Genomic DNA, 21,831 nt, shown 5'->3' with positions numbered 1-21,831 from the left:
AATGCAAGAATATATTCTTACAGTTTACTCTTGTATATCTGCGCCATCACCTTCTGATACTGATTTTCCAAAGTAAGCAGATTCTGCTTGCTTTGATAAATCACAGAAACTTCTACAAAATATTCTATCACGCTGATCTGTCCACCTGTAAGGGCTTGTTTCAGCAATGCAAGATCTTGTTGTGAACTGAATGCTTCCCTATATTCCTGTATGGAGGTTTGCAATGATTGTGCTTCACTGTACAGTTTTGCTAAGGTCGCTTCAGCTTGGAAAGTAGCGTTCTCTTTCTGATAATCGAGATTCAGAGATTGTGCTTTGGCTATCTTCACCTTATTGCGGTTCTCAAACAGTGGGAAAGAAAAACCCACTACAATCCCATTGAACGGAGTACCGGATTCAGTATTACGGCGATATCCCAGTTCCAATTTAGGCAACCAGCCTTGCTTGCTTGCAGAAATCTGTTTGCGGGCAGCAGCACTTTCACTACTCAATGACAGCAAAGTCTGATCGGCTGCCAGCACTTCCGAACGTAACTGTTCATAGTTGTTAGGAAGAAGCGGCAACGGATAATCATTGATGGAGCGGAAACTGCTCAGTTCATTGTCTTGCAAAGACTGGTCTCCATTGAGTGCAAGGAGGGATTTCCAGGCATTATCAAGTGCAGTCTGATTAGCACGGAACTCTGTACGTACATTCAGTAATTCCAGATTGATCTTGTTTGTTTCCAATACATTGGCATCACCTGTTTCCAGACGCTTCTTGTAGTATGCGGAGAGTTCCTCAGCCTGTTTCATACGCTCATCCAGAATCACTTGCTGATGCTGTAACATGATGATATCGAAACAAAGCTCCTTAGCCTGCAACAGCAATTGTTGACGGAAAGCGGCAGACTGTGCATCAAGCGCACCGGTTTTTAGTCGGTTTACTTTTCCGCGTGTGGCATATAAGGTAGGGAAATCAAAGCTTTGGGAAACAACAAGTTCACCTATCGTCTCACTCTTATCTTCCGAACCCCATAAATGGGCATACGAGAGAGTGGGATCAGGCAAATTGTTCTCTGATTTGTTTTCCAATTTCTGTGAAGTGATAAGTTGCGCATTGGCCTGCAGCTCCTTATTGTTCGCTTCAATGCGGTGCAGCACTTCGTCTATGTCGACCGACTGGGCACGCATTTCCGCATATAGGAAAAAAGTGATAAAACTAAATATAAGAATTCGTTTCATTGTTTGATATTGTTAATGGTTGTTTTTGGGGGTGCATCATCAGATAAACAATCGGAATGATGAAACCGTTCAAGAAGGTGGAAGTTAAAAGACCGCCAAGGATAACTTTAGCCATCGGGCTTTGAATTTCATTACCCGGCAAATCACCTCCCAGTGCCAGCGGAATAAGTGCAAGAGCAGAAGACAATGCTGTCATCAGAATCGGATTCAAACGGTCCATTGAACCACGAATCACGCTGTCGTACACATTCATTCCCTCTTCCTGTTGTAAATGATTGTAGTGGCTGATCAGCAGCATACCGTTTCGGGTAGCGATACCGAATAGTGAAATGAACCCGATAATAGCCGGAATACTCACCTCTCCGGTTGTCATCAGCAAGGCAAACACACCACCAATCAATGCCAATGGCAGGTTGATAAGTATAATTGCACTCTCTTTGACACTGCGGAATTCATGATAAAGCAGTAAGAAGATCACTGCAATACTCATCAGCGATGTGAGTAATAAGGTGCGGCTTGCCGCCTGTTCACTTTCAAACTGACCGCCATATTCCAGGTGATATCCTTCCGGTAACTTGATGTCTTTGTCCACGCGAGCCTGAATGTCATTCACCACACTGCGCAAATCACGGTCGGCAACATTGGCAGAGATCACAATTTTACGTTTCACGTTCTCGCGGCTGATAGTATTCGGTCCCATTGCAGAACGCACTTCGGCGATGTAGTTCAATGGTATTTTCTTTCCGTCGCTGGTATCTATCATCAAGTTGCGTATCTTCTCCATTTCGTCGCGAAGGTCATCACGTACACGTACAGTGAGGTCAAAACTTTTGCCTTGTTCGTAAACCTGTGATACGGTTTCGCCTGCAAGGCAGACATTCACGAACTCAGAGAATTCCGGTAATGAGATACCAAACTTAGCCAACATTTCCCGCTTGGGCGAAATGATAAGCTGAGGACGTTCTATTTGTTGCTCCACATTCAGGTCGGCAATGCCCGGGATATCCTGGATGGCACCTTTGATTTCATTACCCAAAGTAAACATGCGGTTCAGGTCATCACCAAACAGTTTAATAGCAATGTTTGCTTTCGTACCGCTAAGCATAGCATCGATACGATGACTGATAGGTTGTCCGATTTCTATGTTTGCTCCTACGATAGTACCCAACTTCTCACGTACTTCAGCAACCATTTCACTACGTGAACGGTCTTTCAGTTCGAACGGAGCTTCTATTTCGGAAACATTCACTCCAAGTGCATGTTCGTCCAGTTCGGCACGTCCGGTCTTGCGGGCAACGGTTTGTATTTCAGGAATACTGAGTAGCAATTCCTCTGCACGATGTCCCATCTTGTCACTTTCTTCCAGCGAGATACCCGGCAAAGAAGATATGTTGATAGTAAACGAACCTTCGTTGAAAGGTGGCAGGAACGAACGGCCTAATGTGAAGAAACATACCAAGGCTACTACGAACAAACCGATAGTACTGCCCAATACAATCTTCTTATGTCCCAGTACGAAAGCCAGTGCAGCGCCATACCATTGTTTCATTTTACGTGCTACATACGAGTCACTGCTTTCTTTCTCTTCCTTCTTCTTGTCTTTTCCCAAAAGATAAGAGCAAAGTACCGGTGTAACCGTCAGTGCCACTACCGTAGAAGCAGCCAATGCTACAATAAACGCAATACCCAGCGGAACCAGCATGCGGCCTTCCATACCTGTGAGGAAGAATAACGGCACGAAACTAACTACGATAATCAGCGTAGAGTTCAGGATAGGCATACGTACTTCTTTCGATGCGTTGAATACCACTTCCAATATGGAAAGTCGTTCTTCCACAGGTTTCAACTTGTTTTCGTGGAGTCGTTTATATACGTTTTCCACGTCCACAATGGCATCATCCACTAACGAACCGATAGCGATGGCAAGACCACCGAGACTCATTGTGTTGATTGTGAATCCCATATAATGCAGCGTCACCAGTGAAGTAATCAATGAAAGTGGTAGTGTAACCAATGAGATCACTGTTGTACGTACATTTGCAAGGAACAGGAATAGTACAATCACCACGAAGATACCTCCTTCGAACAAGGACTTCTGTACGTTTCCGATGGAGCTTTCGATAAAGCGACTTTGTCGGAAAATATCTGTGCTGACCTTTACATCCGGTGGCAGATTTTTCTGTAAATCTTTCAGGGATGCTTCCAGTTTATCCGTTAATTCCAACGTGCTGGTGGCCGGCTGCTTGGTTACAGTCAACAATACGGCAGCTTTACCCCGTTCCGATGCTGTACCCAGTTTGGGTAATTTTGCTCCGATGTGTACGTCTGCAATGTCTTCCAACAGAATAGGAGCACTGCCCGAAGCGGTTCCACCACGTACCACAGCACGTGCCAGTTGATCTACCCGATCGGTAGAAAGTACTCCACGTACAATGTATTCGTTGCCATATTCATATAGCACACCACCGTTTGCGTTCAGATTCATTTCACGGGTCACGGTCATAATCTCATTCAACGTAACGCCGTAATGCCGCATCCGTTCCGGATCTAATTGTATCTGATATTCCTTTATATCACCACCCAGTACCGCTACCTGTGCCACACCGCCTGTAGAGAGTAAGCGTGGACGGATGGTCCAGTCAGCTATTGTACGCAGGTCAAGCATAGAGGTAGAGTCGGCAGTCAGACCGATAATCAGCATCTCGCCCAGAATGGACGATTGTGGACCCAGTGTTGGTTTACCTACACCGGTAGGTAAGCTTTCGCTTACAACAGCCAGCTTCTCGCTTACAATCTGTCGGGCCAGATAAATATCCGTATCCCAATCGAATTCTACCCATACTACTGAAAATCCATTGGTAGATGAAGAACGTACGCGGCGCACACCTGTTGCACCGTTCACTGCTGTTTCAACAGGAAATGTGACGAGTTGTTCCACTTCTTCTGCCGCCATACCGTTTGCCTCAGTCATGATGACAACCGTAGGTGCATTGAGATCTGGAAATACGTCCACTTCCGTGTGCATGGCGGTGTAAGTTCCGCCTATCAGTAACAACACCGAGGCCACAAGCACCAGGATGCGGTTATGAAGTGAGAAATGTATAATCTTGTTTAACATGTGATTTAATTATTAATTATGAATTATTAATTATGAATTACCTCACGGCGTGATGGCGCGGTCAATTCATAATTCATAATTTATCATTCATCATAATCTTTAGTGTTCGTGACTGTGTGCCGGTATCGCATTTGTAGCGCTTGCCAGTTTCACCTGATAAGCTCCTTCGGTTACCACGCGGTCTCCTGCTTTTACACCTGAGAGAATTTGTACGCTTTCACCGTTATCGGCTCCAAGAGTGACGAGTTGTTTCTTATATCCTTCTTCATCCAGTTGCAGGTAGACAAAGAAACTGCCTTGCTCTTCAGTCAATGCTGAATGGGGCAGGGATATTACATTTTCTATAGGGGAAGACAATAAGAAGATTTCTACAAACGAACCGGGGATGATATCACCTTTGTTGTCAAATTCAAAGGTTACAGGTACATAATATCCACCGTCTCCGCCCGAAGCCTTGCCATAGGAGAGAAGACGTCCGTCTAAGTCTTTCAATGTGTATACCTTATTATTGTAAGGAGTGCAGAAGTTAGCAGAACCGATAGTACGAAGATATTGGTAATATTTCTCTGAAACGTCAGCACGCAAGAATAATTTGCGGTTTTGCGTAATGCTGACTAACGGTTGTCCCACCGCTACGTAATCGCCTTCTTTCACTAACAGGCTTTTTACATATCCGCTGATGGGGGAAACCACGGCTTGTCCGCTTGCCGAACTGTTTTTGGCTACGGCTTCGTAGCTGATACGTGCATTCTCATACGCTTGTTCAGCCTGAGCGAAATCCTTTTCAGAAACAATCTTATTTCCTACAAGGGATTTCATACGCTCGTATTCTTTTTTGGATACTTCATAAGCGATGCGTGCCCGTTCTACAGGGTCACCATCCGCCATATTTTTAGAAGACAATATAACCAGCGGTGTACCTTTGCTGACACTCATGCCCTCGATAACTTTTCCACGGAAAGTTACTACACCTGCCACTGTTGCTACAGCAACGCTTTCGTCTCCTTGTGCTGCCATTACCTGGCCGCTGGTTTTTATAACTTGATGGAAAATTCCCGGTTCTACAACATTGGATTTTACTCCGGCAGCCTGCGCCTTGGCGGGCGGCAGAATGATTTCGTCACTATGTCCGGCTGCTGCTACTTCACCGTGGTCATGTCCATCGTGGTTGTGTTCGTCACCTTCGTGATTGTGGTCTTCGCCCTCATGATCATGATCACAACCTTCGTGCTCATGCTTTTCTGTTTCATGATTATGACCTTCGTGTCCGTCGCCGGATTTACTATTGCAGGAACCCAATAGGAATAGACCCATGACTCCCATAAAAAGAATTTTTTTCATGATGATATTTTTATGTTCTTACTTTTATCTGTGTGCAAAATTAGAGATAAAAGCCTGCAATAAAGTTGCAGACTTTACGATAAAGTAAGAACACACGGAGGTGCGCGAAGTCCTGTGGCACGTGTAAGATACGTGCCATGAAGTGACTCCTGATATATGCAGTCCTGTCTTTGCCCGCTTTCTTCGGGCAGGACTAATAATCTGAGGAGTGGTTCGGAAAACAGTGTAATAACCAGCGGAAAGTCCGGATGTGCCCATCCATTGTCCGAACTGGGAGTTTGCTGGAAGAAATGAGTCGTTACACATCCCGTATCGCAACAGCAATGTTCGTTATCCGAGTTGTGTTGTTGTCCGCAACAATCGGGAGCTATATCATTCTTCATGCATATCAACCCGTTGTTGTGGTGGTGGTGAGGAATAACCGGTACTACCAGCATAACCATGCTGATGAACATTAGGAAAAATGTTATATACCGTTTCTTCTGCATCTTAATTTTCTAATTGCGGACAAAGATAGAGGTTAACGACTTAATTACCAAATGTTAGTTATTAAAAAGCCTTGAATAATCCATTTAAACCTTCACTCATACTGGGATGGGTGAATATAAAGTTACGTAAAGCAGAAGATTTCTGTCCGGTCTTTATGGCAAATGCTACCAGATTGATAAGCTCCGGTGCATTTATACAGAAAAGGGAACAGCCCAGAATTTTCTCTGTATCCGTATTTACGATAGCTTTTAGCATTCCATCCATATTCTGCAAAGTACGTGCCCGCGGAATAGCTGAGGCTGGCAAACGTGAAATCTTGATGGGATAACCCCGTTTCACAGCATCTTCCTCTGTCAGACCGATATGTGCCATCGGGGGATCTGTGAAGATGGCGTAAGGCACAGGATTGCGGTCGTCGATAGAGCGTTCCTTGTTACCGAATAAATGGTTCAGGATAATGCGGGAGTCATCGATGGAAAGGTAATCATACATTTCTCCACCTCTCACATCTCCCAAAGCCCAGATATGTGGTACAGTAGTGCGTAATTGTTCATTTACAACTATTGCTCCCTGTGCATTGATTTGCACTCTGGCTTTTTCCAGATGCAGATCATCCATCATCGGTTTACGGCCTGTTGCAATGAGCAGGGCATCTCCTTCCAGAAAATAGGGTGTACCGTCCGAGGCATCCGTATAGGCGGCTGTAATACCGTCTGCTGTATCATGCAATGACTGCACACGGGCATTCAGGCGTATCTCTATATTTTTCCTTTTTAAACTTTCCTGCATGTATTCGGCAATCTCCCGGTCTGCTTTCGGCAGAAAACGTTTACCGGCTTCCAGGATAGTGACCTTACTGCCGAATCCGGCATACATGGTTGCGAATTCCAGTCCGATGGCACCACTGCCTATGATTAGTAAATGTTGGGGAAGAACATCTGCATGAAGCAGTGTATCACTGGTATATACATATTTACTATCTCTTAATCCGTCTATATCCGGCAGGATAGGTGTAGAACCGGTATTGATAAATATTTCTTTTCCTTCCAGTTCGAAAGACTCTTCATCCTTTCCGGGTGTAAGAGTTACTTTCACCGTATCTTCGCATACAAAAGAAGCGGTTCCGTCATACAATGTGATATTAGGGTTACCTGTCAGATTCTCGACATTCTTCTCCCGTAGGAACGTGACCAACTTATCTTTGCGTTTCAGGGCAAGGGAATATAACTTGGATTGTTTTATATAGTCGTCCTGATAGATACGTTCAGCAAACTCTGCTTCGTGTATCATGGTTTTAGTAGGGATACATCCTACGTTTATACAAGTTCCACCATACATTTCAGGGGAACGTTCTATAACCGCCACTTTCCAGTTGCGGTTGGCTAATTCGGCTGCCAGTAATTTCCCACCTTTGCCAAATCCTATTATTATTGCGTCATATCGCTTCATTATTCTCGTAGTTAGAGGTTTATGAAAATAAAACAATATGACGCAAGAAAAGTTGCAGAAGCCCTGTTAAGGAACGTTTACCTTTCCAGTTCGCGGAGCGACTCCATTTTCTTCTTTTCCAGGAATTCGTAGATGCCACTCAGGTGTTCTTTCACTTGCTTGTTGCCGAATTCATAGACCTTCGTAACCAGTCCGTCCAGGAAGTCACGGTCGTGGCTTACAACGATCAGTGTACCGTCAAAATCCAGTAAAGCTTGCTTCAGGATATCTTTAGTTTTCATGTCCAGGTGGTTCGTCGGCTCATCCAGAATCAACAGGTTCACTGGTTCCAGCAGTAACTTAATCATAGCAAGTCGCGTACGTTCTCCACCGGAAAGCACTTTCACCTTTTTCATGGATTGTTCAGGGCCGCCAAACATAAAAGCACCCAGCAAGTCGCGTATCTTGTTACGTATTTCTCCTTTTGCCACATCGTCAATCGTCTGGAATACCGTAAGGTTCTCATCCAACATAGACGCCTGGTTCTGTGCAAAATAACCGATCTGTACATTGTGCCCGAGCGTCAGTGTACCATCGTGCTCAATCTCTTTCATGATACACTTCACCAGCGTAGACTTACCCTCACCGTTCTTACCGACAAAGGCTAATTTGTCTCCCCGTTCCACAGTCAGCGTAGCATTCTTGAATACTACATGGTCACCATAGGTTTTACCTACGTTTTCCATGGTTACAGGATAGTTACCCGAGCGTGGTGATGGCGGGAATTTCAATCGCAATGCCGAAGTATCTTCTTCATCCACTTCCAGAAGTTCCAGTTTCTCCAGCATCTTTACGCGGCTCTGCACTTGCAGAGTTTTGGAATAAGTGCCTTTGAAGCGTTCGATGAATTCCTTGGTTTCGGCTATAAACTTCTGCTGTTCGTCATACGCCTTTTGCTGTTGTTCGCGACGGTCTTTGCGGAGTTCCAGATATTTGGAATAATTTACTTTATAGTCATAAATCCGTCCCATTGTCACTTCAATAGTACGGGTAGTGATGTTATCCACAAATTTGCGGTCGTGGCTGATGACGATGACAGCCTTACCATTATTGATGAGGAAATCTTCCAGCCACTGGATACTTTCAATATCGAGGTGATTGGTAGGCTCATCCAGTAACAACACATCCGGTTTCTGCAGCAGCAACTTGGCAAGTTCGATGCGCATACGCCATCCGCCGCTGAAGTCACTGGTCTGGCGGTCGAAATCTTCGCGCGTGAAGCCGAGTCCTAACAAAGCTTTTTCCACATCTTCCTCATAGTTGGTGGAGTCGATGGAGTAGAATTTCTCACTCAGGGCAGAAACTGTTTCAATCAGTTCCATATAACTGTCGCTTTCGTAGTCGGTACGAGTTTCCAACTCCTTGTTGAGGCGTTCTATTTCTGCTTCCATCTCATGCAGATGCGAAAAAGCCTGTGCTGTTTCCTGAAACACAGTCCGTCCGTCTTCCGTCATCAGGTGCTGCGGCAGATAAGCGATTACACTGTCTTTGGGTGCTGAAATTTTGCCCCGGGTAGGTTGGCGTACTCCTGCCAGAATTTTCAGTAAGGTACTTTTCCCCGCTCCGTTTTTTCCCATCAGGGCGATGCGGTCTTTCTCATTAATAACGAAGGAGATATCACTGAATAAGGTGGTGCCGCCAAATTCTACGGCCAGTCCGTCTATTGAAATCATACTCTATTTTTAAATTGAGGCACAAAGATAGTACATTTATATTATTTTTTATATCTTTGCCTCATTAAACAAAAATACATTGGTCATGGAAACAGGGAATTTGTCAGAAGATTACCGTCCGCTGATACTGGTAGCGGAAGACGATGATAGCAACTTTAAACTGATAAAAGCTATTATTGGCAAGAAATGCGAGATATTGTGGGCAAAGAACGGTGAAGAGATGGTTAATCTGTTCAAAGAGAACCGTGGAAAGACAGCTGCTATCCTTATGGATATCAAAATGCCTATCATGAATGGTCTGGAAGCGACTAAAATTATCCGCGAAGAAGAGAAAGAACTTCCTATCATTATGCAGACTGCCTATGCTTTTACGGCCGACCGTGAAAATGCAATGGCTGCCGGTGCCTCGGAAGTATTGGTGAAACCCATTACGTTGAGTGCATTGCGTACTTGCCTGAGCAAGTTCCTGCCGCAATTACAGTGGTAAGTATAAGAAACCCTTTAAGGATTTTATTTATAATATAATAGAAAGCGGAACAACTTCGTAAGAGGTTGTTCCGCTTTATGTTATAAAATTCGGAAATTCTTTATTCCATTTCCTTGTTTTCTCTTTCCTGCATCTTCCGTTTCACGAACTCTACCTTCAGATTCGCCTCTTCCATTTCTTTCTTTATCTGAGTGATGGATGAAAGTATCTGTGCCAGTTCATAAACCCCTGCCAATGCCTGGCGGTCTGCCGGAGTCATCGTGGTGGAGTAGGGGCGTTCGCCCTGATAGTTCACTTTGATATTCTTGTCCTTATTCAAGTAGAGGAATCCCATTACATTACCATCTTCTCCCATTTTGAAGTCCGCCTTTTCTATTTTCTCTCCCAAATCGGTGGTCTCATAACTATCCTTGGAAGCAGGAGTCTCAGCAAAACTGCCATCAGGAGCGACTACTTTTACACTTATATGGTGAATATTGCTGGGACCGCAATAAATGGAAGTCATGCTCATTTGCCCGGTTTCGTTTACCTGAAAACGGAGGTATGAACGGTGCAGGTTCTTTTCTATTACCTGTGATGGATGCAGATAGTTACCTATCTTCTGGTATTCTGCATCTTTTTCAAGAGTGAATTTACCCTTCAGGGCATCCAGTTCTCCTTGTTTTTGTTGAAGTAGGCTATCCAGGTAAACAAGTGTTTTTTCCTGCTCCTTCAGTTCCACCTGCTGCATTAATCCAATGCCCTCCCGACGGGCTTCAAAAGCCTTGGGATATAGTATCTTAATGCTGTCTATTTGCATTTTCGCTTCGCTAAAGTCTCCCCGTTCGAAGGCTGCGCGGGCTGTTTGCAGTTTCTCACTTGCTTTCTTCTCTACATTCTCACAAGATAAGAGCGTGCAGCAGAGGCACGCAAGAAGTGTCACTTTCTTCATAATTACTGTTGTTCTGTTAGTGAGGACAAAATTAGAAATAATATCCGTATCTTTGCACTCTGAAAATATATAAATAGTATTTTAGTTTTCCGGAAATATCGGAAATTTAGAACAATCTAATATCCGGGCCGTACCAACTCCGTATTAAGTCCGTACCAACTCCATACCAAGTCCAAGTGTATAGACACGGAGCTACTACGGAGATGATAGGGTTCAGATAAGGATTGGGAGAGGAGAAGCTGGGAATATAGACCAAAAACAGGGATGCTTTCTCCGATGAAAACTAAATAATTATTTTAAAAAGTATAGTATGATAGAATTGACGGCAGAAGAACTGAAACAGCATTTCAGCGACGATATATTCAAACGGATATCCGAGACAGCAGATGAATTAGGATTGGAATGTTATGTAGTCGGTGGATATGTGCGCGATATTTTCCTGCAACGCCCTTCTAAGGATATTGATGTTGTAGTAGTAGGTAGTGGTATAGAGATGGCCGAAGCGTTGGGTAAACACCTGGGACGTGGAGCACACGTAGCCCTGTTTAAGAATTTTGGTACCGCACAGGTAAAATACCGTGGTATAGAAGTGGAATTTGTTGGTGCACGCAAGGAGTCTTATCAACGCGATTCCCGTAAGCCCATCGTTGAAGACGGTACATTGGAAGATGACCAGAATCGGCGGGATTTTACGATCAATGCATTGGCTGTCTGCCTGAATCAGAGCCGGTTCGGAGAATTGGTAGACCCCTTCGGTGGTATAGAAGACCTGAAAGAGAAGACGATCCGTACTCCTCTTGACCCGGATATCACGTTCAGCGATGACCCGTTGCGCATGATGCGGTGTATCCGTTTTGCCACCCAGCTGAACTTTTATATTGATGATACTACATTTGAGTCTTTGTGCCGTAACTGTGGGCGTATATCCATTATCTCCAAGGAGCGTATTGCCGACGAACTTAATAAGATAATACTTTCTCCGGTTCCCTCTAAAGGGTTTATAGACCTGGATCGTTCCGGTTTGTTGTCCCTTATTTTTCCGGAACTGGCTGCCCTTCAAGGTGTGGAAACACGTAATGGGCGGGCACATAAGGACAATTTCTATCACACATTGGAAGTACTTGATAACATCAGTCGTAAAACGGATAATCTTTGGTTACGATGGGCTGCACTGCTGCATGATATAGCCAAACCCGCTACTAAACGTTGGGAACCTCGTGCAGGTTGGACTTTCCATAATCATAACTTCATTGGTGAGAAGATGGTTCCTGAGATTTTCCGGAAGATGAAGTTGCCGATGAATGAAAAGATGAAGTATGTACAGAAGTTGGTGAGTCTGCATATGCGTCCTATCGTGATAGCAGACGATGTGGTGACCGATTCTGCTGTGCGTCGCCTTCTTTTTGAAGCCGGAGATGATATTGATGATTTGATGACATTGTGTGAAGCTGACATTACTTCTAAAAACATGGAGCGTAAGCAGCGATTCCTGAATAACTTCCAGTTGGTACGCCAGAAATTGAAAGACCTTGAAGAGCGTGACCGCGTCCGCAATTTTCAGCCGCCTGTCAGTGGAGAGGAGATTATGGAAACTTTCAATCTGGAACCCTGCCGGGAAGTAGGGGCTTTGAAAAGTGCCATTAAAGATGCTATTCTGGATGGAGTGATTCCCAATGAATACGAAGCAGCACGGGCTTTTATGATGGAACGGGCAGCAAAAATGGGATTAAAACGTCCTTAACTTCTGAGTTGATAAAAATAAAATGAGCCCTGCAAAACTAACGTTGCAGGGCTCATTTCGTTATGTCTGAAATTGATATTCTGTTATTCAGCCAGTTGGAACTTACGGCTTACCTTCATCAGGTTAATAGTGTAAGTAACAACATTTTGTGCTTCCTGTATCATAGTCAGGTATACCATGCTGACTTTGATACTGCCGGACTGGCTCTGAATGCGTTGCAATTCTTCCCGTTTCAGGTGCGATAGCTGTCCGTTCAGGTCATTCGCTTTCCGGAGTTCATTCTCAAAATCTTCATAATCATTATTCTCCATCTTATGGCGGCAGACTTGTAACAAGTAGACGATGTCTTCCGTTACATCAGAGAATTCTCCTTTCTGAATGGCATCCAGCGGTTTGAAGTTATTATCGATATGTTCGAGGCACGGTTCGCAGAGGCGTCCGATGCTATATACCAGTTCGCTGGCAAAATCGTTGCCTTGATAATAGTAAAGCCCTTTCTCCAATACTGTATTGTTATCCAGGCGGCACATGGCAAGAGTGCCGGTACGTTTCATTTGCTTGATGAGTTGTTTCTCAAATTTCACAGACCCCATGGAACGACGTAATCCGCGCAGGTTCTCGTGTAAGAATGCGGTTACGGTACGTTCTAGGTTTTCTTCGGTAAACGCCAGTATCTTTACTAACTCTTCACGGGTATGTTTACGCAGCAGTTCCAGAATTTCTTCGTTACTGCTACTCTGCATCAGTTGCTTGATGGTTTCGTTACCTTTTTCTTTAGCTTTGCGTTTCTTGTACATCACCTGACTGCGGATCAGAGAGAATACCGCCAGGCCAATCAGGGCAACGATGGCAACCGTGCCGCCGAAATGGATAATCAGAGCAACAAAGAAACAGATGGTAAATGCAGCACCGGCCGTAATGAACCAGCCACCGATAACGCTCAGCACACCTGTTATACGGAATACGGCGGTGTCACGTCCCCAGGCACGGTCGGCGAGAGAGGTACCCATGGCAACCATGAAAGTTACGTAAGTAGTAGAAAGAGGAAGTTTCAGTGAAGTACCCAGTGCAATGAGCAAGCCTGCCAATACAAGGTTTACCGAAGCGCGTACCAGGTCGAATGCGCCACCGTCTGCGATGATAGCTTCATCTTTGCGGAAACGGGTATCGAGCCACCGTTTGCTGCGTTCAGGCATTATTTTGGAGATACCATTGGATAATGTAAGGCTAAATCTTACCAGGGTACGGGCGATAGGGGTACTACCGAAGTTTTCTTCACCTTCATCCTGGCGGGAGAGATCAACGGAAGTCTTAATAACGTTATGCGCTTTTTTAGAAGTGCAAAGGGCGTAAACCATGATGGCACCTGCACCGAAGAGGAAGTACCAGGGTGTTTTAGCCGGACCGAGAAGCGAAGTCATCAGGAAGCCGTCCGGTCCTGCACCTGCTCCATTGGCTGTATAATCTATAAATGAAGAATATCCGGCAAGAGGTACACCGATAAAGTTGACCAGGTCATTGCCGGCAAAGGCGAGGGCAAGGGCGAAGGTACCCAATAACACAACAACTTTGAAAACATTTACCTTCAACCAGTGAAGCACTTGCATCAGTATGGTGAAGAATATAAAGAAACAGCTGATAAGCATTCCAGTGTTGTCCTGTATCCAATGCTTGTTATCAGCTGTCATGAATGAACTGTCTTTTAATCCTTTGATGAGCATGAAGTAAATGATGGAAGTGGCGGCGATACCACCGAAGATTCCGATGCTGTACTTCATCTTTTTGGTATAGTTGAAAGTGAAGATGACACGTGCCAGCCATTGTACCAGCATACCGAAGAAGAAGGCGATGGCTACGGAAAGGAAAATACCCATGATAACGGATAGGGCTTTGTCCGTATTAATCAGATCGCCCAAGCCGATTGCATCATTACTGTGCGCTTTGATAAGTGCCAGGGCAAAGGTACCACCCAGTAACTCGAATACCATGGATACTGTAGTGGAAGTAGGCATCCCCATAGTATTGAAGACATCCAGCAGCACAACATCGGTTAACATGACTGCCAGCAGGATACACATGATCTCGGCAAAATAGAAATGTTGTGGTTGGTAGATGCCGTGCCGGGCAATGTCCATCATGCCGTTGGACATTGCTGCCCCGATGAATACGCCCACTCCGGCAATAAAAAGCATGGTTTTGAAAGAAGCTGCCTTTGCTCCGACAGCGGAATTCAAGAAATTGACCGCATCATTACTGACGCCCACGATGAGGTCGAACACCGCAAGGACGAACAGGAAGATGACAATGCATAGATAAATAGTTTCCATAATGATGTATTTTATTTCTGGCTGCAAAGGAACGGAAACCGTGTTGCAGAGAAGTGTCATACATATTACAGAAATGTTACAATGTTATTCAAGTTTCTCTTTCAAGTATTCATAAAAGGTATACTGCGAACGTACTTTTTCTTTCTGCGGATGGGCCGATTTCCAGCAGTTATGTAGGTTTTCATCTACGAAACAGGCCTTGCGCTTGTCCGAAAGCTGGATGGAAAGCATATCTATCAGCTCCTGCTTGGCATCGGGGTCCAATATAGGAGTGATGGCTTCAATGCGGCGGTACAGGTTACGCCGCATCCAGTCCGGTGAACCGAGGAAGAGCTTCGGATTGCCACCATTACCGAAGTACCATATACGGGCATGTTCCAGAAATGTATCCACAATACGTGTTACACGAATGTTACGACTGTATTCTTGTCCCGGTATCAGGCAGCAAATGCCGCGTACGATCAGGTCTATTTCCACACCGGCCTGTGAGGCTTCATACAGGCGGTCTATCATGGTGGGGTCCTGCAGCGCGTTCATTTTAAGAATGATCCGGCCTTCCTTACCTTTCCTTGCCAGTTGTATTTCATGATCGATGAGGCGGTTCAGTTCCGGTATAAGGTTGAAGCGTGCCACCAGTAACCGGTGGAATACAGGATTCTCTTTCCCCCGCAAGGTGCGGAACAGATTGTGAAGGTCGTTGACGATGATGGGATTGCAGGTGAACAGTCCGCTGTCGGCATACAGTGTGGCAGTCTTTTCATTGAAATTCCCGGTGCTGATGTACGCATAGCTGGTCAGTTTCTTATCCTCTTTGTCACGGCGCAGGACGAGGGCGACTTTGGCATGTACTTTCAATTTGGGTATACTATATATAATATTGATACCCGATGCTTTCATCATTTCGGCGGTGGTAAGGTTGTTCTCTTCATCGAAGCGGGCTTTCAGTTCCACGAAGACCGTGACTTTCTTCCCATTCTGGGCGGCAGCTATCAGGGTATTGATAACAGCGGAGTTTTCCGCCACCCGGTATTGGGTTACCATGATTTCGCGTACGGTAGGTTCGTGCACCGCCTCGTACAGGAAGTGGATGAAGTGCTCGAAGGAGTGGTAAGGGTAATGTAATAACAGATCCTTCTTCTCTACATATTGGAAAATGGACTCCCGTTCGTTGAGGCATGTCAGCTTCATCGGTTGCGGTTTCCGGATGGGATGGATATTCGGATTCGGATTGGGCAGATGCCGCAAGTCTTCCAGGTTCAGGTGTTTATCACCCGGAACCAGTTCACGGCGGTCAATATGGAAAGCGTCTATCAGGTAGTCGAGGAAGTCCTGCGGCATGGCACGGTCGTACACAAAGCGGCAGACATCTCCTATCTTGCGCTTTTTCACCTTGGTCTTCACCTGTTCTATGATTTCGGAAGTATTGGCGGCATCGTCTATCAGTATATCCGCATCGCGCGAAATCTTGATACAATAACTGCTGTCCACATCATAACCGGGAAAGATCACATCCAGATTGGCCTTGATGATATCTTCGATGAACATCAGGTAATAGTTGTTCCCCACTTTGGGCAGTTCGATGAAACGGGGTACTTTGCTGTAGGGCTGCTTCATCACAAAGTACTGAGGGGAGAGTTGACAAGGAGATTCTCCCTTGTCTCCTTCTTCCCTTGTCTCCTTGTCAACTTTTTCCCTTGTTACCTCCTTCCCTTTCGGAAACAGGCGTACGGCCAGATACAGGCGGTTATCTCTCAGGAAAGAGATTACCTTATCTTTGGAAACAGGTACGGGCTGCAGGAAAGGGAAGATTTCTTCCCGGAAAAAGCGCCGTACAAAGTCACGATGAAACGGTTCTACGTTGCGGCTCTGATAAAAGATGATATGGTTTTTCTTCAGGGCAGGAAGTATTTTCTGTTCATAGATGCGGATACGGTCCTCCATCTGGCGGTTCACTTCAAGATTGATTGCGTCTACCAGTTCGATGGTCGATTGTACTGTTTCCTCGTCACTTTGCGCGGCACCGGTAGCTATTGCCTTATGGTCGGCAACGCGTATTTTGTAGAATTCTTCCAGGTTGGAAGAATAAATGGATATAAAGTTAATGCGTTCATATAGTGGAAGAGTATCATCTTCCGCTTCCAGCAGGACACGGTAGTTGAATGACAGCCAACTGATGTCCCGTTTAAAATATTGATATTGGTTTTCCATGGTTTCATCAAGATTTGCCCAAATATAGTTACCTTTGCACAGATAAACAAAAGAAAGATGACAAAAGTTGGTTTATTATCCGATACACACGGCTATTGGGATGAAAAATATCTGCAATATTTCGAGACGTGTGACGAAATCTGGCATGCCGGTGACATCGGCTCGCTGGAGGTGGCCCGGAAGCTGGAGGCATTCCGGCCTTTCCGTGCCGTGTATGGTAACATCGACGGGCAAGACATCCGTCAGGTCTATCCGCAAATCAACCGTTTCACGGTCGATGGTGCCGAGGTATTGATAAAGCATATCGGCGGTTATCCCGGTAATTATGATCCTTCCATACGGGGCAGTATCCTGGTGCGTCCGCCTAAGCTTTTCATCAGTGGACACTCCCATATACTAAAGGTAAAGTATGACAAAACGCTCGATATGCTGCACATCAATCCCGGTGCTGCAGGTATCTCCGGATTCCATAAAGTACGTACCATGGTACGCTTTATTGTGGACAATGGGGTGTTCAAGGATCTTGAAGTGATAGAACTCGCAGGGTGAGAAAGCTCCTAAAAATAATTTAAATTATTTTGTACTGCATTCCGTTTGCATTATCTTTGTAGCCTGAATAGATCACCGAGAGCCGTGGGGCGTTGTCCTCCTTCTTATTTTATTCTATATTTGTATCAACCGAAAAAAGAACTGAAATATGAAAGGAATTATTCTTGCCGGTGGTAGCGCCACCCGTCTTTACCCCTTATCTAAGGCTATTTCCAAGCAGATTATGCCGGTTTATGACAAGCCAATGATTTATTATCCGCTTTCCACGCTTATGTTGGCGGGGATACGCGAAGTGCTGATTATCTCCACTCCACGTGACTTGCCCATGTTTCGCGAATTGCTGGGTACGGGTGAAGAGCTTGGAATGTCCTTTGCTTATAAGATACAAGAGCAGCCTAACGGACTGGCTCAGGCTTTCGTGCTGGGGGCCGAGTTTCTGAACGGTGAGCCGGGATGTCTCATTCTGGGTGATAACATGTTCTACGGACAGGGCTTCTCTGCCATGCTGAAACGTGCTGCCTCCATTGAAAAAGGTGCATGCATCTTCGGATATTATGTGAAGGACCCTCGTGCTTATGGTGTGGTGGAATTTGATGCCGACGGAAAAGCGATTTCCCTCGAAGAGAAACCTGCACAGCCCAAGAGCAACTATGCAGTGCCCGGTCTGTATTTCTACGACTCTACCGTTACTGCCAAGGCTGCCGCCCTGAAACCTTCCGCCCGTGGCGAATATGAAATTACGGATTTGAATCGTCTGTATCTGGACGAGGGCACGTTGAAAGTCGAAATCTTCGGTCGTGGTTTTGCATGGCTCGATACCGGAAACTGTGACAGCCTGCTGGAAGCAAGCAACTTTGTGGCTACCATACAGAACCGTCAGGGCTTCCGCGTCAGCTGCATCGAAGAGATAGCCTGGCGTAAGGGTTGGATAGATGCCGACCAGCTTTACCGTCTTGGTGAACAACTTGGCAAAACGGAATATGGCACCTACCTGATGGAACTCGCCAACTCCCACCGATGAACAATTAATAATTGATAATTAAAAATTAAGTACATGAAGACTTATCTTGTAACCGGTGCTGCCGGATTTATCGGCGCGAACTATATCAAGTACATCCTGGCAAAGCATGATGACGTGCAGCTTGTGATACTTGATGCTTTAACCTATGCCGGAAACCTTGGAACCATCGCTAAAGACATTGATGACGAACGCTGTTTCTTTGTAAAAGGTGACATCTGCGACCGGATACTTGCCGACGAACTGTTTGCCAAATTTAAATTCGACTACGTGGTGAACTTTGCTGCCGAGAGTCACGTAGACCGCAGCATTGAGAACCCGCAGCTCTTCCTGGTTACTAATATTCTGGGTACGCAGAACCTGCTGGATGCAGCCCGCCGTGCCTGGGTGACGGGTAAGGATGAGAATGGCTATCCTACCTGGCGCAAGGGTGTGCGCTACCATCAGGTGTCTACGGATGAAGTGTACGGTTCGTTGGGTGCCGACGGCTACTTCACGGAGCAAACCCCGCTTTGTCCGCATAGTCCGTACAGTGCTTCCAAGACCAGCGCCGACATGGTGGTTATGGCTTACCATGATACCTATAAAATGCCGGTGACCATTACCCGCTGTTCCAATAACTACGGCCCGTATCACTTCCCTGAAAAGCTGATCCCGCTTATTATCAAGAATATTTTGGAAGGAAAGAAACTTCCTGTCTACGGTGACGGCAGCAATGTGCGCGACTGGCTTTATGTGGAAGACCATTGCAAAGCTATCGACCTGGTGGTTCGCGAAGGTGTGGAAGGTGAAGTGTACAACGTAGGTGGCCATAACGAAAAGACCAACCTTGAAATCGTGAAGCTGACTATTGCCACCATCCACCGCCTGATGACGGAGAAGCCCGAATATCGCGAAGTCCTGAAGAAGAAGACGAAAGGCGAAGATGGCCAGATTGACATCAGCTGGATTAATGAAGACCTGATTACTTTCGTGAAGGACCGTCTCGGTCATGACCAGCGCTATGCCATCGACCCGGCAAAGATTACCGCTGCTCTGGGCTGGTATCCCGAAACGAAGTTCGAAGACGGTATCGTGAAGACCATTGAGTGGTATCTGAATAACCAGGCGTGGGTGGAAGAAGTAACCAGCGGCGACTACCAGCACTATTACGAGAAGATGTACGGTAAAAGATGATAATTTCATCTCATGAGACGATCTTAAATAGTCTCATGAGATGATTTTTTTTATCCCGTGAGACGGAATTTTTCGCCTCACGGGATGATTTTTTTTGTCTCATGGGATGAATCCGGATGCCTGCTGCGTTTATGCAGCCAGTGCTACGGCCAGCAGTATGCCCAGAAATAGCATGTTGCGTGAAGTCTCGCCCAGGATACGGTTCAGCCCTTTACCACTGCGGATGTTCACCATCTTGCGCCACGTCAGGGCGTGCATGCAGAGGTAGACGCAGGGGGCCCAGATAAACTCGATCAGCGTCAGTCGGCCGGTATTTACAAACCAGAGACAGAGCAGCGTGGCGGCAATGCCCAGCCCCAAATACATATTTTCACCGAACTTCCGGCCATAGCGCACCACTAGCGTGCACTTGCCACTCACGGTATCTTGCTCGCGGTCGCGATAGTTGTTCACCATCAGCAGGGTGTCTATGGCCAGACCGCTGACGAGCGACAGTACCAACACGTCCATATTCAGCGTGTAGGCTTGCACGTAGTAGGTGCCGCATACGGGCACGAAGCCGAAGAAGACCAGCACCAGCACATCGCCCCAGCCCAGATAGGAGAGCAGCGTGGTGTAGAGGAAGGCAAACAGGATACATACTACTCCCAGTGCCACCAGTTCCCAGCCTCCGTGGGGCAGTTGTCCCCAGACGGTGAAGAGCAGTGCCAGTCCTGCCAGGCACGACAGCAGCAATGCGCAGCCGATGCCAAGTTTCATGGCTCCCGGAGTAATCCAGCCTTCGGCGCAAGCACGTGGCGGACCCAGACGATCTTTACGGTCGGTGCCTTTCTGAAAGTCGAAAAGGTCATTGATGAAATTTGCGGCAATTTGCATGCCGCAGGCGAAGAGGGCGCACAGCAGGGCGGGCAGGGTCTTGAACTCTCCGTCGCTGAAAGCCAGGGCACTACCCAGCAGTACGGGGATGATGGCTCCCGTCAAGGTCTTGGGACGGGCGGCGAGAAACCAGGCATAAGGTGAATTCAGTTTAATCTCTTTCATATTCCGTTTTTAGTTTAGGGTGAATGCTTGTTTACCGATTCTTGCAACAAAGATACTGAAAATGCCTATCTTTGTGTCTGTGTTATGAAGAAAATACTGCTTGTATATGATGAAGAAATTCCTCTATGTGATTCTTGGAGTACTGTTTCTCTCTTCTTGTAGATCGAACCAGTACGTGCTTCCTTCTCTGCCGCCGGAGACTTCGGCAGCGGACAGTATCCGACTCGTCGATACAGAAATAACCTCTTCAAAGGCAGGTTCCGGCTACCGGGGCATCAGCCGGGTGCGGACGTACCAGTTCAGCCACCCCGACGTGCCTGCCGCTTTCGACGGTTTCCGCATTGCTTTCATTTCGGATTTGCACTACAAGAGTCTTTTCAAGGAGAAGGGTCTTGAGAACTTGGTCCGCTTGCTCAATGACCAGCGGGCAGACGTGCTGCTGGTGGGTGGCGACCTGCACGAGGGATGTGAGTATGTGGCGCCCGTCATCTCCGCCCTGGCTGCGGTGAAGGTGCCGATGGGTACTTACGTGGTGCTGGGCAACAACGACTATGAGGCTTGCTACGCCGACATTGTGCGCCAACTGGAGGCACACAACATTCATTTGCTGGAGCACCGCGTGGATACACTGAAGCGGGACGGGGCGGAGATTCTGATAGCCGGCGTTCGCAATCCTTTCGATCTGCAGAAGAATGGTGTATCTCCTACGCTCGCCCTTTCACCTGATGATTTCGTGATTCTGCTGACGCATACGCCCGACTATGCCGAGGATGTTGCCATAACGAATACCGACCTTGTCCTCGCTGGACATACACACGGTGGGCAGGTGACGCTGTTCGGGCTTTATGCTCCCATTCTTCCTTCGCACTACGGACAGCGGTTTCGTGGCGGACTGAAGCGCAATTCCCAAGGAATACCGATGATTATTACCAATGGTCTGGGGACTTCCAATAAGAATATCCGCATGTTTGCCCCCAGCGAGGTGGTGGTGATAGAACTGAATGTCCATCACTAATCATAT

General features: G+C 46.3%; 16 protein-coding genes. 6 read left to right on the top strand and 10 right to left on the bottom strand.

Going from position 1 to position 21,831, the window contains the following annotated elements; genetic code table 11:
* Positions 1–17: 17 nt before the first annotated feature.
* The 6 genes from DWW10_RS07375 to DWW10_RS07350 all read right to left on the bottom strand — a co-directional run bounded on the left by DWW10_RS07375 (position 18) and on the right by DWW10_RS07350 (position 9,332).
* On the bottom strand, positions 18–1,223 hold the full coding sequence (locus DWW10_RS07375; RefSeq protein WP_022391403.1) for a TolC family protein: 1,206 nt from the start codon (positions 1,221–1,223) through the stop codon (positions 18–20).
* Positions 1,201–4,341 carry an efflux RND transporter permease subunit gene (locus DWW10_RS07370; RefSeq protein ID WP_118421257.1) on the bottom strand — a complete coding sequence of 1,047 codons (3,141 nt, stop codon included), beginning with the start codon at positions 4,339–4,341 and terminating at the stop codon, positions 1,201–1,203. Before DWW10_RS07370 ends, DWW10_RS07375 begins: the two co-directional genes overlap by 23 nt.
* A gap of 99 nt (positions 4,342–4,440) precedes the next feature.
* On the bottom strand, positions 4,441–5,682 hold the full coding sequence (locus DWW10_RS07365) for an efflux RND transporter periplasmic adaptor subunit (RefSeq protein ID WP_022391970.1): 1,242 nt from the start codon (positions 5,680–5,682) through the stop codon (positions 4,441–4,443).
* A 74-nt stretch (positions 5,683–5,756) separates the two neighbouring features.
* Positions 5,757–6,170, bottom strand: coding sequence for a DUF6769 family protein (locus DWW10_RS07360; protein WP_021967327.1), 414 nt, complete (start codon positions 6,168–6,170; stop codon positions 5,757–5,759).
* Positions 6,171–6,231: 61 nt separating this feature from the next.
* Positions 6,232–7,620, bottom strand: a complete 1,389-nt coding sequence (locus DWW10_RS07355) for an FAD-dependent oxidoreductase (protein ID WP_022391969.1) — start codon at positions 7,618–7,620, stop codon at positions 6,232–6,234.
* 77 nt (positions 7,621–7,697) lie between these two features.
* Positions 7,698–9,332: an ABC-F family ATP-binding cassette domain-containing protein gene (locus DWW10_RS07350; protein WP_118221318.1), complete on the bottom strand. Its 1,635-nt coding sequence runs from the start codon at positions 9,330–9,332 to the stop codon at positions 7,698–7,700.
* Positions 9,333–9,417: 85 nt separating this feature from the next.
* Here DWW10_RS07350 and DWW10_RS07345 point away from each other — a divergent pair, with 85 nt between their 5' ends.
* Positions 9,418–9,819: a response regulator gene (locus tag DWW10_RS07345; protein ID WP_022392932.1), complete on the top strand. Its 402-nt coding sequence runs from the start codon at positions 9,418–9,420 to the stop codon at positions 9,817–9,819.
* Between the two features lie 100 nt (positions 9,820–9,919).
* Here the strand turns inward: DWW10_RS07345 and DWW10_RS07340 are convergent, their stop codons facing one another.
* Positions 9,920–10,750 (bottom strand): hypothetical protein, encoded by an 831-nt coding sequence (locus tag DWW10_RS07340; protein ID WP_022392933.1) that lies wholly within the window; start codon positions 10,748–10,750, stop codon positions 9,920–9,922.
* Positions 10,751–11,060: 310 nt separating this feature from the next.
* On the opposite strand from DWW10_RS07340, the gene DWW10_RS07335 reads away from it, so the two are divergent.
* Positions 11,061–12,491: a CCA tRNA nucleotidyltransferase gene (locus tag DWW10_RS07335; protein ID WP_022392934.1), complete on the top strand. Its 1,431-nt coding sequence runs from the start codon at positions 11,061–11,063 to the stop codon at positions 12,489–12,491.
* Positions 12,492–12,574: 83 nt separating this feature from the next.
* Here the strand turns inward: DWW10_RS07335 and DWW10_RS07330 are convergent, their stop codons facing one another.
* The gene (locus tag DWW10_RS07330; protein WP_022392935.1) at positions 12,575–14,818 is read right to left on the bottom strand and encodes an inorganic phosphate transporter; all 2,244 of its coding nucleotides are present in this window, start codon (positions 14,816–14,818) and stop codon (positions 12,575–12,577) included.
* An 84-nt stretch (positions 14,819–14,902) separates the two neighbouring features.
* On the bottom strand, positions 14,903–17,026 hold the full coding sequence (locus tag DWW10_RS07325) for an RNA degradosome polyphosphate kinase (RefSeq protein ID WP_022392936.1): 2,124 nt from the start codon (positions 17,024–17,026) through the stop codon (positions 14,903–14,905).
* Between the two features lie 57 nt (positions 17,027–17,083).
* Between DWW10_RS07325 and DWW10_RS07320 the strand changes: the two genes are divergently transcribed.
* The 3 genes from DWW10_RS07320 (at position 17,084) to rfbB (ending at position 19,769) form a co-directional block, all read left to right on the top strand.
* Positions 17,084–17,575, top strand: a complete 492-nt coding sequence (locus tag DWW10_RS07320; protein ID WP_007667884.1) for a metallophosphoesterase family protein — start codon at positions 17,084–17,086, stop codon at positions 17,573–17,575.
* A 148-nt stretch (positions 17,576–17,723) separates the two neighbouring features.
* The gene (rfbA, locus tag DWW10_RS07315) at positions 17,724–18,596 is read left to right on the top strand and encodes a glucose-1-phosphate thymidylyltransferase RfbA (RefSeq protein WP_007667881.1); all 873 of its coding nucleotides are present in this window, start codon (positions 17,724–17,726) and stop codon (positions 18,594–18,596) included.
* Between the two features lie 33 nt (positions 18,597–18,629).
* Complete coding sequence (rfbB, locus tag DWW10_RS07310) at positions 18,630–19,769, top strand: dTDP-glucose 4,6-dehydratase (protein ID WP_022392937.1); 1,140 nt, start codon at positions 18,630–18,632, stop codon at positions 19,767–19,769.
* 129 nt (positions 19,770–19,898) lie between these two features.
* Here the strand turns inward: rfbB and menA are convergent, their stop codons facing one another.
* Positions 19,899–20,810 (bottom strand): 1,4-dihydroxy-2-naphthoate octaprenyltransferase, encoded by a 912-nt coding sequence (gene menA, locus DWW10_RS07305; RefSeq protein WP_022392938.1) that lies wholly within the window; start codon positions 20,808–20,810, stop codon positions 19,899–19,901.
* Positions 20,811–20,916: 106 nt separating this feature from the next.
* On the opposite strand from menA, the gene DWW10_RS07300 reads away from it, so the two are divergent.
* Positions 20,917–21,825, top strand: a complete 909-nt coding sequence (locus tag DWW10_RS07300; RefSeq protein ID WP_022392939.1) for a metallophosphoesterase — start codon at positions 20,917–20,919, stop codon at positions 21,823–21,825.
* The last annotated feature ends 6 nt before the right edge of the window (positions 21,826–21,831 follow it).

The organism is Bacteroides intestinalis (assembly GCF_003464595.1).
GTDB classification, from domain to species: Bacteria; Bacteroidota; Bacteroidia; order Bacteroidales; family Bacteroidaceae; genus Bacteroides; species Bacteroides intestinalis_A.
This window is presented reverse-complemented; position numbering and strand designations above follow the sequence as displayed.